Consider the following 13883-nt stretch of genomic DNA (forward strand, 5'->3'; position numbering starts at 1 on the left):
TGATGGATCCACGGGATTGCCGGCCAGCGGCCGGCACTACCAGCACCCATTCAGCGCGCAACACGCCGTCGCCATCCATCCGCGCTAACATGCAGGTTTTCCCCCGCAGGAACGCCCCGCATGAACTCGCGCAGCCCCCTTACCGTCGCCCTGATCCAGGAGCGCAACCACGGTGACGCCGCCGCCAATCTGGCGGTGATCGAAGCACGCGTGGCCGAGGCGGCTGCGCAGGGTGCCAAGCTGGTGCTGCTGCAGGAACTGCACAACGGCCCGTACTTCTGCCAGCACGAGTCGGTGGACGAGTTCGACCTGGCCGAGCCGATTCCGGGCCCCAGCACCGAGCGCCTGGGCGCGCTGGCGAAGAAGCATGGCGTGGTGCTGGTCGGTTCGCTGTTCGAGCGCCGCGCCGCCGGCCTGTACCACAACACCGCCGTGGTGTTCGAGAAGGACGGCACCCTGCTCGGCAAGTACCGCAAGATGCACATCCCGGACGATCCGGGCTTCTACGAGAAGTTCTACTTCACCCCGGGCGATATCGGGTTCACCCCGATCGACACCTCGGTGGGCCGCCTCGGCGTGCTGGTCTGCTGGGACCAGTGGTACCCGGAAGCGGCGCGCCTGATGGCGCTGGCCGGTGCCGAGCTGCTGCTGTACCCGACCGCGATCGGCTGGGATCCGGACGACGTGCAGGACGAGAAGACCCGCCAGCGCGACGCCTGGGTGCTGAGCCACCGCGGCCACGCCGTGGCCAACGGCCTGCCGGTGCTGAGCTGCAACCGCGTCGGCCACGAAGCCTCGCCGCTGGGCGCGTCGGGCATCCAGTTCTGGGGCAACAGCCACGTGCTGGGCCCGCAGGGCGAATTCCTGGCCGAAGCCGGCACCGACGCCACCGTGCTGCTGTGCGATGTGGACCTGCAGCGCAGCGAGCACGTGCGCCGCATCTGGCCATTCCTGCGTGATCGCCGCATCGATGCGTACGGCGACCTGCTCAAGCGCTACATCGACTGAGCCGGAGCCCGCGCATGGCCGTCCTCATCCGTGATGCCGGCCCGGCCGACATCGACGCGATCACCGCGATCTACGCGGTGGAAGTAACCGACTTCGTCAACACCTACGAGTACGACATTCCGGACGCGACCGAGATGCTGCGCCGCATGCGCGACATCATCGACCGTGGCTTCCCCTACCTGGTCGCCGAGATCGACGGCCAGGTGGCCGGCTATGCCTACGCCAACACCTACCGCACCCGCGTGGCCTACCAGTGGACCGTCGAGAATTCGGTCTACGTCGATGCCCGTTTTCAGGGCAACGGCGTCGGCACCGGCCTGCTGCAGGCCCTCATCGACGCCTGCGTGGCGCGCGGCTACCGGCAGATGGTGGCGGTGATCGGTGAACCGACCAACACCGCTTCGATCAAGCTGCACGAACGCTTCGGCTTCCACCTGGTAGGCATTTTCAAGGGCCTGGGCCGCAAGCACGGCCGCTGGCTGGACACCGTGCAGATGCAGCGCGCGCTCGGCGATGGCGCTGACACCGCACCTTCCAATGAATGAACCCATGACTGAAACCCTTCCCGAGACCGGCGACGACCTGTTCGCCGGCCAGCCGGTGCGTGTCGTCGAACGTGACGGCGTGCGCTACACCCTGCTGGGCACTGCCCACGTCTCCCGCGCCAGCGTCGAAGCCGTGGAAAAGGCCATCGACAGCGGCCGCTTCGATGCAGTGGCCGTCGAGCTGGACCCGCAGCGCCTGCAGGCGCTGAGCGACCCGGACACGCTGGCCAAGCTCGACCTGGTCGAGGTGATCCGCAAGGGCCGGGTGGCGCTGTTCGCCGCCAACCTGGCCTTGTCCGCCTACCAGCGCCGCCTGGCCGAACAGCTCGACATCGAGCCGGGCGCGGAACTCAAGCGTGCGGTGGAACTGGCGCGTGAGCGCAACCTGCCGGTACACCTGATCGACCGCGAGGTGGGCCTGACCTTCCGCCGCGCATCGCAGCGGCTGGGCTTCTTCGGCAAGCTGAAGCTGGTCGCCGGCCTCGGTGCCGGCCTGTTCTCATCCGAGGAAGTGGGCGAGAACGAGATCGAGAAACTCAAGCAGGGCGACATGCTGGAATCGAGCTTCGGCGAGTTCGCCAGCGAGAGCCCGGCGCTGTACGAGACCATCATCGGCGAGCGTGACCGCTACATGGCCACGCGCCTGCGCGAAGAGCACGACCCGCAGCAGCGCGAAGTGCTGGCCGTGGTCGGTGCCGGCCACCTGGCCGGGCTGGCGCGCTACCTGGAAACCGACACCGAGGCACCGGCGCCGCTGCGCGCGGAACTGGAGGCGGTGCCGAAGAAGCGCAACATTCCGTGGTTCACGCTGGGCATCCTGGCCATCGTGGCGACCGGCATTGGCGTGGGCTTCTATCGCGGTGGACTGGGCGTGGGTACCGAACTGCTGGCGACCTGGGCGATGTATACCGGCGGCCTGGCGGGCCTGGGCTGCCTGCTGGCCGGCGGCCATCCGCTGAGCATCCTCACCGCGATCGCGGTGGCCCCGTTCAAGCCGTTCCGCCTGAGCATCCCGACCGGTGCGTTCTCGGCGCTGGTGGAAGCGCGACTGCGCAAGCCGGCGTACGAGGACTTCCTGAAACTGCGCGACGATGCGCAGAGCCTGAAGGGCTGGTACCGCAACCGCGTCACCCGGGTGGTACTCACCTTCATGCTGACCAACATCGGCAGCATGCTCGGCCTGTGGCTGACCACCTTCAAGGTGTGGGGCAAGGTGGCTGGGTAAGCCTTTCAACCGGCCACAGAATCTGTAGCGCCCGAGCCCATGCTCGGGCGGCGCCGCGACGCGGCGAAAGGCAGCCGAGCATGGCTCGGCTCTACAGAAGGCAAACGGACGCGGCGAACGAAAAAAGGGGGAGGCCGCCCCACTACGACCGGCCTCCCCCACACCACAACACGTTGTCGCGCATTACAGCCGGGCAGCGCCCGGCTCTACCATTTCCAGCCCGCGCGCACGACGGATCAGCCGCGTAACCGCGCTGCGCAGGTCGTCCAGCACCGCGTAGATGGTCGGCAGGAACAGCAGGCTGACCACGGTCGAGAACGCCAGGCCTCCGGCGATCGCGCGCGCCATCGGCGCGTACTCCGGGCCATTGCCGAACATCTGCGTATTGGTCAGCGAGATCGGCACCATCGCCAGGATCGCCGTGCCCATGGTCATCATGATCGGGCGCAGGCGCTCGCGTGAGCCTTCCACCAGCGCCTGGGTGCGGCCCATGCCGCCGCGCCGCAGGTTGTTGATGTGCTCGATCATCACGATGCCGTTGTTCACCACCACGCCCATCAGCACCAGGATGCCGATGAAGGACATGATTCCGAACGAGGTGCCGGTGATCCAGAACAGCCAGAACACGCCGAAGATCGAGAACAGCACGCCGCTCATGATCGCCGCCGGGAACAGCAGCGATTCGAATACCGCCGCCATCACCACGTAGATCATCACCAGCGCGATGAGCAGGTTGAACACCATCTGCTGCATCGCCTCGTCGTCGTTGCCGTAGTCGCCGCCGTCGAAGGTGAAGCCGTAGCCGGCCGGGAAGTTCATCGGCTTGAGCACCGCTTCCATCGCCTTGCGGCCATCCGGCGCGGTGACCTTCTCGGCCAGGTTGGCCTTGATGGTCAGCGTGGTCTGGCGGTTGGTGCGGCCGATCTGGGTGGCGGACGAACCGACATCGACGGTGACCAGGCTCAGCAGCGGCACGCTGCGGCCATCACCGGTACGCACGCTGAAGCCGGCCAGGTCTTCCGGGCTGCTCTGCTCGGCACCGGCGAAGCGCACCCACACCGGCACCTCGTTGTCGCCGCGGCGGAACTCGCGCATCGGTGCGCCACGCAGCGCCAGGCCGACGAAGCTGGCCACCTGCTCGGCATTGAAGCCGAATGCCGCGGCACGCTCGCGATCGACGCGCACCTTCAGTTCTCCGCCCTTCTCGCCGTTGTCGATGCGCACGTCGCGCAGCTCGGCGCGCTGGGCCAGCAGCGGCACCACTTCCTGGCCGATCTCCTGCAGCATCGAACTTGAGTCGCCGACCAGCTGCACCTGCACGCCCTGGTTGCCACCGCCGCCACCGTCGCCGCCCTGGTTGCCGACGAAGTAGTCGGTGCGGGCGGACTTGGGCAGGCCCTTGCGCAGTTCTTCCTGCAGCGCCTTGATGTCCTTGGCGTACTTCTCGTCCAGGGTGACCACGGTCGAGCTGCCTTCCTGCTCGCTGTACCAGGAGTAGACCTGCTTCACATGCAGGCGCTCGCGGTTCTGGTCGATCCAGTTCTCCACCCGTGCCACTTCATCGGACATCTGCCGATAGGTGTAGGCGCCCTTCCACATGTAGCCGATGAAGATGTCCTTGCCGCCATCACCGCCGAACATGTCGATCTTGGTCAGCTTCATCGGCACCAGGCTGACCAGCACCACCAGCACGATGCCGAGCAGGCTCCAGCCGCGATGGTGCAGCGACCAGTCCAGCAGCGTGGCATAGCGGCGCTGCAGCCGGGCGATCATGCCGGTCTGCGAGTGCACCAGCTTGGGCGTGGCCATGCGCGCGGACAGCATCGGGATCAGGCTGACCGCGACCAGCCACGAAGCCAGCAGCGAGACCGAGATGGTGATCGCGATCTGCGACATGAAGATGCTGATGTTGTTGGTCTCGCCGAACAGGTTCGGCACGAACACGATGCAGTGGCACAACGTGCCCGCGCTGAGCGCGATGGCCACGTTGCGGGTGCCGATGATCGAAGCCAGCCGCGGCTGCCCGGGCATGCGCTCGCGTTCCTGGTAGATGCTCTCCACCACCACCACGGCGTTGTCGACCAGCATGCCCACCGCCAGCAGCAGGCCCATCATGGTCAGGATGTTCAGCGTCACCCCGACGAAGTACATGAAGCCCAGGGTGATGGTGAAGCAGATCGGGATCGCCAGCGTCACCATCAGGGTCGAAGGCCAATGGCGCAGGAAGAAGAACAGCACCGTGATCGACAGGATCAGGCCGACGGCGCCGGCCTCGGCCAGCTCCAGCAGCGATGACGTCACCGCCTTGCCCTGGTTGTCGATCACCTTGATCTGCACGTCGCGCATCGACGCCTCGGCGCGGATCGATTCGACCTCGGCCAGCGCGGCACGCGAGACCTCCACCAGGTTGGCGCTGCGCTCCTTGAAGATGTCCAGGCCGACCGCCGGGTTGCCGTCCAGGCGGCGCCCGTAGTTCATGCGCGCCGGCTTCAGCCGAACATCGGCAATGTCGCCCAGGCGCAGACCCTTGGCGTTGATCACCAGGTCACGCATCTCCTGCAGATCGGTGATCTCGCCCACCGGCTGCACGCGCACGCGTTGGCCGTTGTCGTCGATCTGCCCGGCCGAGATCGAGAAGTTCAGCGTGCGCAGGCGCTCGCTCAGCTCGTTGATGCTCAGCCCGTGCGCGTTGAGCCGGTTCGGATCGATGGCGATCTCCACCTCGTTCGGCGGCGCGCCGGTGATATCGACGCGGGCCACGCCCGGAATACGCTCGATGCGCCGCTTGAACTCGCGGTCGAGCATGTCATAGGCGGTGGTCAGGTCGGTGGTACTGGCCAGGCGCACCTTCAGGACCGGCTGGTCGCTGCTGGACCACTTGAACACGTTGTAGCGCTGCAGGTCGTCGGGGAGGTCGCTGCGGATCGCATCGATGCGCTCGCGGGCATCGGAGGCGGCGATGGCGATATCACGGTCCCAGTCGCTGAACTCGATGTAGATCAGCGCCGCTTCGGAGGTCGCCGACGAGCGCATGCGCTTGATCCCGGTCATCGTCGCCAGAGACTCCTCGACCGGGCGGATGATGGTCCGCTCCACTTCCTCCGGGGTCGAACCGGTGTACGGGATCTGCACGAACAGGAACGGCGCGGAGATGTCCGGCAGCGCTTCGAGCGGCAACCGGAACGAAGCGATCAGGCCGATCACCACCAGCGACACGAAGCACATGATGGTGGTGACCGGACGGCGGATCGAGAACTCGGCAACACTCATGCCGGCTCCTCCGCACCTGCCGCGCTGCCGGCGGCGCCGGGCTCGATCTCACCTGCATGCTTGCGGCCGCGCTCGCGGTAGTAGGCATCGCCGCGACGGTCCATCAGGTCATACACCACCGGGATCACCAGCAGGGTCAGCAGGGTCGATACCAGCAGGCCGCCGATCACGGTGATCGCCATCGGCGCGCGTACTTCGGCACCCTCGCCCATCGCCACCGCCAGCGGCAGGAAGCCGAACAGCGTGCACAGGGTGGTCATGATGATCGGCCGCAGGCGCGAGCGCGCCCCCTCTACGAGTGCCTCGTGCTTGGCCACGCCGGCCTCGCGCAGCTGGTTGACCTTGTCGATCAGGATGATCGCGTTCTTGGTGACCAGGCCGACCAGCAGGATCAGGCCGATGAACACCACCACCGAAATCGGCTTGCCGGTCAGCATCAGCGCCAGGATCGCACCGACCAGCGCCAGCGGGATGGTGAACAGGATCACGAACGGATGCAGCAGCGACTCGAACTGCGAAGCCATCACCAGGTAGACCAGGAAGATCGCCAGGCCGAAGGCGAAGATCAGCGACTTCGCCGCCTGTGCCAGCTCCTCGCCCTGGCCGCCGATATGCAGGCCAACGCCCGCACCCAGCGGCTGCTCGGCCACCATCTGCTGCACTTCGCGCATGGCCGCGCCGAGATCGATGTCGCGCAGGTTGGCCGACACCACTGCCACGCGTGTCTGATCGGCACGGTGGATCTCGCTCGGACCGGTGGTGGCGACCACATCGGCCACCGCGTCCAGGGTGACCGGGCGCGTGCTGCCCGGGTTGACGATCAGCCGGCGGATGCTCTCCACGCTGGCGCGGTCGCCTTCCTGCGCACGCACCAGCACGTCGATCTTGCGGTCGCGGAAGCTGTAACGGGTGGCGACGTCGCCGCGCACCTTCTTCACCACCACATCGGCGATCTGGCGGGTGGTCAGGCCGAGTGCACCGGCACGTTCCTGGTCGAAGCGGATCTGGATTTCCGGGAAACCCTCTTCCACCGTCGACTTCACGTCGGCGTAGTGCGCATTGCCGCGCAGCATCGCCGCCAGGCGCTGGCCGGCCACTTCCAGGGTCGCCATGTCCTGCCCGCGCAGTTCGATTTCCAGCGGCGTGGAGAAGCTGAACAACGCCGGCCGTGCGAAATCGACCTGGGCGCCCGGATGCTGGCCCATGGTGCTGCGCAGGCGTTCGGTGATGGCCGCTTCGGTGCGTGCGTTGCCGCCGCCTTCCATCACCACGGTCAGCTTGCCGATGTTCTCGCCGCTTTCGGTCGGGCTCGCATCCAGCCGGGTACCACTGCCACTGACGCCGTACAGCGATGCCACACCCTCGCCCTTGCCGTGTGCCAGCTGCAGTTCGCGCACCAGCGCATCGGTCTGCTTCAGCGGCGTGCCGGCCGGCAGCTTCACCGTCATTTCGAAACGGTCCTGCGCCAGCTGCGGAATCAGGTCGGCACCGAGCATCGGCACCAGCGCCATGGTCGCCACGAAGATGATCGTGGCCACGCCCAGCACCTTGCCCGGGTGGGCCAGCGCGCTCGGCAGCAGGCGCAGATAGCCGCGCTCGGCACCCGCGTAGGGCTTCATCGCCAGATCGCTGGCCTTGCGCATCACCGGGCCGACCACCGCCACCACGCCGCGCCACAGGCGTACCACCAGCCAGGCCAGCGCATAGAAGCCCCAGCGCACGGTCGCGACGACGCCACGGCGGCCCAGCGCGACCGGCTTCTGCCAGCGGTTCTGCGGCTGCCACGGTTCATTCGGTGCCTCTTCCGGGAACGCCAGCGGTGGCCGTCCCTTCAGCGAGCTCAACATCGGGATCAGCGTCATCGACACCAGCAGCGAGATCGCGATGGCGATCGCCACGGTCAACGCCTGGTCGCGGAACAGCTGGCCGGCGATGCCGTCGACGAACACCAGCGGCAGGAACACCGCGATGGTGGTCAGGGTCGAGGCGACCACGGCCATGCTCACTTCGCGGGTACCGGCGATGGCGGCCTGCAGGATGCCCAGGCCGCGCTCGCGCGCCTTGGCGATGCTTTCCAGCACCACGATCGAGTCATCCACCACCAGGCCGGTGGCCAGCGCCAGGCCGCCCAGCGACATCACGTTCAAGCTCAGCCCCAGCTGGCCCATGAAGAAGAACGTGGCGATGATCGAGACCGGCAGCGACAGGCTGATCACGAAGGTGCTCCAGCCATCACGCAGGAACAGGAAGATGATCAGGATCGCCAGCAGGCCACCGATCACCGCGTCCTTCTTGACGTCGGCGATGGCGTGCTCGATGAAGCGCGACTGGTCCTCGATGGTGGTCATCTCGACGTCGGCCGGGAACGTGCCCTTGATCTGCTCCAGGCGCTTGCGCAACGCCTCGGCGGTGGACACGGTGTTGGCGTCGCCTTCCTTGTAGATCGCCAGCTCGACCGATTCCTTGCCGCCCAGGCGGATCACCGCTTCGCGCTCCTTGTAGCCCTGGCGCACGGTGGCCACGTCCTTCAGGCGCACCGGCACCCCGTTGGCGATCACGCTGGACCCGCCGCCGGACGATGCGCTCTGCGCCGCCGAGGCCGCCGCGATGGCCGCCGCCGAGCCGGTCGAGGCGGCGATGTTGAACATCTGCTGCAGCGCCGAATCAGCCGCGCTGCCATTGCTTCCCTGGGTGGTGACCAGCAGGTTGCGGATCTCTTCCAGATCGGCGAACTGGTTGACGGTGCGCACCAGGAAACGCTGCGAACCTTCTTCCAGGCGGCCGCCGGAGATGTTGATGTTCTCGTCCTTCAGGCGCTTGATGACGGTGTCGATCGGCAGGTTCAGCTGGGCCAGCTTCTGCTGGTCGATGTCGACCTGGATCTCGTCTTCCAGGCCACCGCCGACCTTGACCGCGGCCACGCCGGAGACCGGCTCCAGCTTCTTCTTCAGGTCTTCATCGGCATAACGGCGCAGGCCGGTCAGCTCGCGGATCGCATCGGCATCGCTGGCCGGCGCGGTCTTGCTCGACAGCACCAGGCGCATGATCGGCTCGGTGGACGGGTTGAAGCGCAGCAGCACCGGCGCCTTCGCCTCCAGCGGCAGGTTCAGCGCTTCCATCTTGTCGCGCACCTCCAGGCTGGCCTGGTCCATGTTGGTCCCCCAGGCGAACTCCAGCACCACGTCGCTCTGGCCGGTGCGCGAGACCGACTTCAGCTTGCGCAGGTTCTTGACCACGCCCACCGCTTCTTCGACCGGCTGGGTGATCAGGGTTTCGATTTCGGTGGGCGCCGAACCGGTGTACTCGGTACGCACGGTCAGCGTCGGGTAGCTCAGGTCGGGCAGCAGGTTGACCTTGAGGTTGCCCAGCGCGATCAGGCCGAACAGCAGCAGGGTGACCGTGCACATGGCGATGGTCACGCGGCGGCGGGTGGCGAATTCCACCAGGCCGCCGCGCAGGCCGGCGGCGGCGCCGTCGCTCGCCGGCGAGGCACCGTGGTCGTGGCCCGGGGCGGTCATTGCTTGCTCCCGGCCTTGTCTGCCGGCGTGGCGGACGCTGCGACCGTCTTCGCCTTGGCCTTCGGATCGGCGATCACCTGCACCGCGGTGCCGTCGCGCAGGGCGACCTTGCCGGCGGTGACCACCTGATCACCGGCCGCCAGGCCATCACGGATCTCCACCCACGGGCCCTCGGCGTAACCCAGCTTGACCGGAACCCGTGCGACCTTGCCTTCGCGCACCCGGAACACCGCCGGCTCACCGTCGTCGAGCAACGAAAGGCGCGGCACCACGAGCGCATCGGCACGTTGGTCGTAATCGATGCGGATGCGGCCGAACATGCCGGGCTGCAGCGCGTGCGCGGCACCGTCGAAGGCGCTGACCACGCGAAACGTGCCGCTGCCCGAATCGACCACCGGTGCGATGCGATCGACGGTGCCGGTGAAACTCTGGCCCGGCAGCGCATCGGCAACCAGCGTCACCGGCTGGCCGGCACGCAGGGTGGCCAGCTCGCGCTCGGGGACGTTGAGCGTGGCTTCCAGCCGCGAGTTGTCGACGATGCGGAAGATCGGCGTGTTGATCTGCACGAAGTTGCCGGTCTTGATCGAGCGCGATGCGATGACGCCGGAGATCGGCGCCACCACCGTGGTGTAGGACAGTTCCAGCGTGGCCAGGCGGTACTGCGCGCGGACGTTTTCCAGGTCAAAGCGCAGCTGGTCGACGTCGGCGGCGCTGACCATCTGCTGGCCAACCAGCTTCTGTGCGCGCTGGTAGTTGTTTTCCAGCTTGCGCATCTGCGCTTCACTCTGGGCAACGGCCAGGCGTGCGCGGTCCGGGTCCAGCCGCACCAGCGGCTGGCCGGCGGTCACCCGCTGCCCTTCCTCGACCAGCACCGCCAACGCCACGCCGGAGGTCTTGGCCACCACCTGCGATTCGGCGCGCGGTTCCAGTGCGGCGGTGCCGGTGTAGCTGGCCGCGACCGCGCGGTGGCTAGCCACCGCCACTTCGACCGGGACCGCATCGACCTTCTTCTCCTCCTTGGTCTCGGCGGCCTTGGCTTCGGAATTGGGCCCTGCGGCGCAACCGCCCAGCAGCAGGGAGGTGGAGATCAGCAGTGCGGCAGCGCAGATTCCGCTGCGACGGCCGGACAGGAAGGTTGGGTGCGACATCGTCGGGTCCCTGGAGGATGCGTGGACAGGTGTGGTAGCAAAGTAATGCACCACTTCACGGCCACACCATATCCCAAAGGTCATGGTGTCTTCACGCCGCTGGTCGGCCCACCCCCATTTCAGCTAGATGAAACCTGGGGCTATACTCGGGGCGTTCCGTACCCCACGCCGGAACGACCAGACCCGAATCCCCGGAAACGACACCATGCGCCCGCAGCCGCTCGCCGCTTGTCTCGCTCTGGCCGTCCTCCTGCCCCTTGGGGCCGCCGCACAGCCCGCTCCTGCTCCTGCCACACCTGCCCCGGCCCCGGCTCCCGCCGCTGCCACGGCACCTGCCGCCCCTACCGGCAACTTCGACAATGGCCGCGTCCTGGCCTACACCTGCCAGGGGTGCCACGGCATCACCGGCTACAAGAACGCCTACCCCAGTTACCGGGTGCCGAAGATCGGCGGCCAGACCCAGCAGTACCTGGCCCAGGCCCTGACCGAGTACCGCCAGGGCAAGCGCCGGCATCCAACGATGCAGGCGCAGTCGATGAGCTTCAGCGAACAGGAGATCGCCGATCTCTCTGTTTACCTGTCCACCGTCAAGTAAGGCCCGCCCATGTCGAAAGCCGCGCATCCGATGCGTCATGCCATCGCCCTGTCCGTTGCCCTGCTGCTGGCCGCCTGTTCGCAGTCGCAGGTGGAAAACAGCGAAAAATCCGCCGCCGACCCGGGCCATGCCAGCGGCGAACACGGTTCTTCTTCATCGGCCGGCCTGCCTGCGGGCCGCGAGGCCGCCGGCGAAGCCCGCGCCAAGGTGAAGGGCAAGGCCACCAACCAGAGCTGCATCGACTGCCACGGGGCGGACGGCAATGCGCCGATCGATGCGACCTATCCGAAGCTGGGTGGCCAGTACGGTGACTACCTGGCGCACGCCCTGCAGGCCTACCGCGCCGGTGACCGCCAGCATGCGCTGATGACGCCGCAGGCCAAGGACCTGAGTGATCAGGACATCGCCGATCTGGCGGCGTACTTCGGCAGCCGGCCGAGCCAGCTGCGGGATCTGCACGGGGTCAAATGACCGCTGGCCCCCCGGTGGGTGCGGACCTTGGTCCGCACTGATGCCGCCATCCACGCATGGCGTGGATCTACTGATTGTCCACCGGCAGCGCCGGCCGGCGCTCAGCCTTCCAGCTCTTCCCAGCGTGCGTACGCGGCATCCAACTCGGCCTGGACCTTGGCCAGCTGCTGGGTGTGCGCGGTCACTTCGGCGCTGCTGCGGGTATAGAACGACGGGTCGTTCATCGCCGAGGTCAGCCCTTCGACGTCGCCTTCCAGCTTCTCGATGGTCTTCGGCAGCTGTTCCAGTTCGCGCGCTTCCTTGTAGGCCAGCTTGCGCTTGGGCGCTGCGGGAGCAGCTGCCGTGGCGGCCGGTGCAGCTGCCGCCGGCTTGGCTGCCGGGGCCGCGGCAGGCGCAGCGATGCTGGCGGCATAGCGCTGCCAGTCGCTGTAGCCACCCACGTACTCACCAATCACGCCGTCGCCTTCCATCACCAGCGTGGAGGTCACCACGTTGTCGATGAAATCACGGTCGTGGCTGACCAGCAGCAGGGTGCCGGTGTACTCACCCAGCAGCTCTTCCAGCAGTTCCAGGGTTTCCACGTCGAGGTCGTTGGTCGGTTCGTCCATCACCAGCAGGTTGGACGGCTGCGCGAACAGCTTGGCCAGCAGCAGGCGGTTGCGCTCGCCGCCGGACAGGCGGGTGATCGGCGCACGCGCACGTTCCGGGGTGAACATGAAGTCCTGCAGGTAGGCATGCACGTGCTTGCGCTTGCCGTTGAACTCGAGGAAATCACGGCCTTCGGCCACGTTCTCGATCGCGCTCCAGTCTTCGCGCAGCACCGCGCGGTACTGGTCGAAATAGGCGATCTGCAGGTTGGTACCGGGGTTGACCTCACCCTTGGCCGGCTGCAGTTCACCCAGCAACAGCTTCAGCAAGGTGGTCTTGCCACTGCCGTTGGGGCCGATCAGGCCGATGCGGTCGCCACGCAGGATGGTGGTGCTGAAGTCACGGACCATCGTGCGCTCGCCGAAGGCGAACGAAATATCCTTGACGTCGATGACCTTCTTGCCCGAGCTGACGCCCTGCGCGGCTTCCATCTTGACGTTGCCGCTGAGATCGCGGCGCTGCGAGCGTTCGGTGCGCATCGCCTTCAGGCGGCGTACGCGGCCCTCGTCGCGGGTACGGCGCGCCTTGATGCCCTGGCGGATCCAGACTTCTTCCTGCGCCAGCAGCTTGTCGAAGCGGGCGTTTTCCTGCGCCTGCGCGTTGAGGCGTTCCTCGCGGCGGCGCTCGTAGTTGGCCCAGTCGCCCGGCCAGCTGGTGACCTGGCCGCGGTCGATCTCGACGATGCGGGTGGCCAGCGCACGCAGGAAGCGGCGGTCATGGGTGACGAACACCACGCTGCCGCTCCAGCCCTTCAGGAACGCTTCGAGCCAGTCGATGGCTTCGATGTCGAGGTGGTTGGTCGGTTCGTCCAGCAGCAGCACATCGGGGCTGGACACCAGCGCACGGGCCAGCAGCACGCGGCGCTTCATGCCGCCGGACAGGCGGCCGAACTCGGCTTCGCCGTCGAGGTCGAGCTTGGTCAGGGTTTCGCTGACGCGCTGGTCCAGTCCCCAGCCGTTGGCGGCGTCGATCTTGGCCTGCACGTTGCCGAGCGCTTCGCCATCGAAGACTTCGGCGTGGCTGAGATGGTGGAACTCGGCCAGCCACTGGCCCAGTTCGCCCAGGCCATCGGCCACGACGTCGAACACCGAGCCGGCAGCGCCATGCGGCACTTCCTGCTCCAGGCGGGTGACACGCACGCCCTGCTGCACGCGGACTTCGCCGTCATCGGGCTTGTGGTCGCCGGACAGCAGCTTGAGCAGGGTGGATTTGCCGGCGCCGTTGCGGCCGATCAGGGCGATGCGTTCGCCCGGCTCGATCGACAGTTCGGCCTTTTCCAGCAACAACGGGCCGCCGACGCTGAAGTCGACGTTCTGCAGAGTAATCAGAGGCATCCGGATATTGTACGGGTTGGGGGCGTCGGCCGGGTTGCACCCGGCACCCGCAGAGGCAACGGCCGCAGCCAAAGCAACGTCAAAAGCGGCTTACGGTGGCAGGCGGGTCGATGTGGGGCTG

9 protein-coding genes are annotated in these 13883 nt (G+C 67.1%); 5 read left to right on the plus strand and 4 right to left on the minus strand.

What is annotated here, in order from left to right:
* The first annotated feature begins 120 nt into the window (after positions 1-120).
* From QRO93_RS19225 to QRO93_RS19235, 3 genes are read left to right on the plus strand one after another with little or no spacing between them, the layout of a single operon-like run.
* Positions 121-1008, plus strand: coding sequence for a carbon-nitrogen hydrolase (locus QRO93_RS19225; protein ID WP_049442792.1), 888 nt, complete (start codon positions 121-123; stop codon positions 1006-1008).
* Positions 1009-1022: 14 nt separating this feature from the next.
* Positions 1023-1553: a GNAT family N-acetyltransferase gene (locus tag QRO93_RS19230; RefSeq protein WP_053511267.1), complete on the plus strand. Its 531-nt coding sequence runs from the start codon at positions 1023-1025 to the stop codon at positions 1551-1553.
* Positions 1554-1557: 4 nt separating this feature from the next.
* A complete protein-coding gene (locus QRO93_RS19235) occupies positions 1558-2778 on the plus strand; it encodes a TraB/GumN family protein (protein ID WP_107432021.1) in 1221 nt (406 codons plus the stop codon).
* A gap of 183 nt (positions 2779-2961) precedes the next feature.
* Here QRO93_RS19235 and QRO93_RS19240 read toward each other — a convergent pair whose 3' ends face one another.
* The 3 genes from QRO93_RS19240 to QRO93_RS19250 are packed head-to-tail and all read right to left on the minus strand — an operon-like array spanning position 2962 to position 10714.
* Positions 2962-6048, minus strand: coding sequence for an efflux RND transporter permease subunit (locus QRO93_RS19240; RefSeq protein WP_164242663.1), 3087 nt, complete (start codon positions 6046-6048; stop codon positions 2962-2964).
* A complete protein-coding gene (locus QRO93_RS19245; protein WP_180880662.1) occupies positions 6045-9566 on the minus strand; it encodes an efflux RND transporter permease subunit in 3522 nt (1173 codons plus the stop codon). Before QRO93_RS19245 ends, QRO93_RS19240 begins: the two co-directional genes overlap by 4 nt.
* Entirely contained in the window at positions 9563-10714 is a 1152-nt protein-coding gene (locus QRO93_RS19250) for an efflux RND transporter periplasmic adaptor subunit (RefSeq protein WP_008266938.1), read from the minus strand. The genes QRO93_RS19245 and QRO93_RS19250 overlap by 4 nt, the downstream gene beginning before the upstream one ends.
* A gap of 205 nt (positions 10715-10919) precedes the next feature.
* Here QRO93_RS19250 and QRO93_RS19255 point away from each other — a divergent pair, with 205 nt between their 5' ends.
* Together QRO93_RS19255 and QRO93_RS19260 are read left to right on the plus strand one after the other, a co-directional pair.
* Entirely contained in the window at positions 10920-11309 is a 390-nt protein-coding gene (locus tag QRO93_RS19255; protein ID WP_053449512.1) for a c-type cytochrome, read from the plus strand.
* Between the two features lie 9 nt (positions 11310-11318).
* The gene (locus QRO93_RS19260; protein WP_006430887.1) at positions 11319-11780 is read left to right on the plus strand and encodes a cytochrome c; all 462 of its coding nucleotides are present in this window, start codon (positions 11319-11321) and stop codon (positions 11778-11780) included.
* A gap of 101 nt (positions 11781-11881) precedes the next feature.
* On the opposite strand, the gene QRO93_RS19265 is transcribed toward QRO93_RS19260, so the two are convergent.
* A complete protein-coding gene (locus tag QRO93_RS19265) occupies positions 11882-13762 on the minus strand; it encodes an ATP-binding cassette domain-containing protein (protein ID WP_285304326.1) in 1881 nt (626 codons plus the stop codon).
* Between the last annotated feature and the right edge of the window lie 121 nt (positions 13763-13883).

Source organism: Stenotrophomonas maltophilia group sp. Smal17, from assembly GCF_030237045.1.
GTDB classification, from domain to species: Bacteria; Pseudomonadota; Gammaproteobacteria; order Xanthomonadales; family Xanthomonadaceae; genus Stenotrophomonas; species Stenotrophomonas forensis.

Coding starts and splice junctions, on each gene's coding strand:
- QRO93_RS19225 (WP_049442792.1), top strand. CDS start 121: ATGAACTCGCGCAGCCCCCTTACCGTCGCCCTGATCCAGGAGCGCAAC.
- QRO93_RS19255 (WP_053449512.1), top strand. CDS start 10,920: ATGCGCCCGCAGCCGCTCGCCGCTTGTCTCGCTCTGGCCGTCCTCCTG.
- QRO93_RS19240 (WP_164242663.1), bottom strand. CDS start 6,048: ATGAGTGTTGCCGAGTTCTCGATCCGCCGTCCGGTCACCACCATCATG.
- QRO93_RS19245 (WP_180880662.1), bottom strand. CDS start 9,566: ATGACCGCCCCGGGCCACGACCACGGTGCCTCGCCGGCGAGCGACGGC.
- QRO93_RS19230 (WP_053511267.1), top strand. CDS start 1,023: ATGGCCGTCCTCATCCGTGATGCCGGCCCGGCCGACATCGACGCGATC.
- QRO93_RS19260 (WP_006430887.1), top strand. CDS start 11,319: ATGTCGAAAGCCGCGCATCCGATGCGTCATGCCATCGCCCTGTCCGTT.
- QRO93_RS19250 (WP_008266938.1), bottom strand. CDS start 10,714: ATGTCGCACCCAACCTTCCTGTCCGGCCGTCGCAGCGGAATCTGCGCT.
- QRO93_RS19235 (WP_107432021.1), top strand. CDS start 1,558: ATGACTGAAACCCTTCCCGAGACCGGCGACGACCTGTTCGCCGGCCAG.
- QRO93_RS19265 (WP_285304326.1), bottom strand. CDS start 13,762: ATGCCTCTGATTACTCTGCAGAACGTCGACTTCAGCGTCGGCGGCCCG.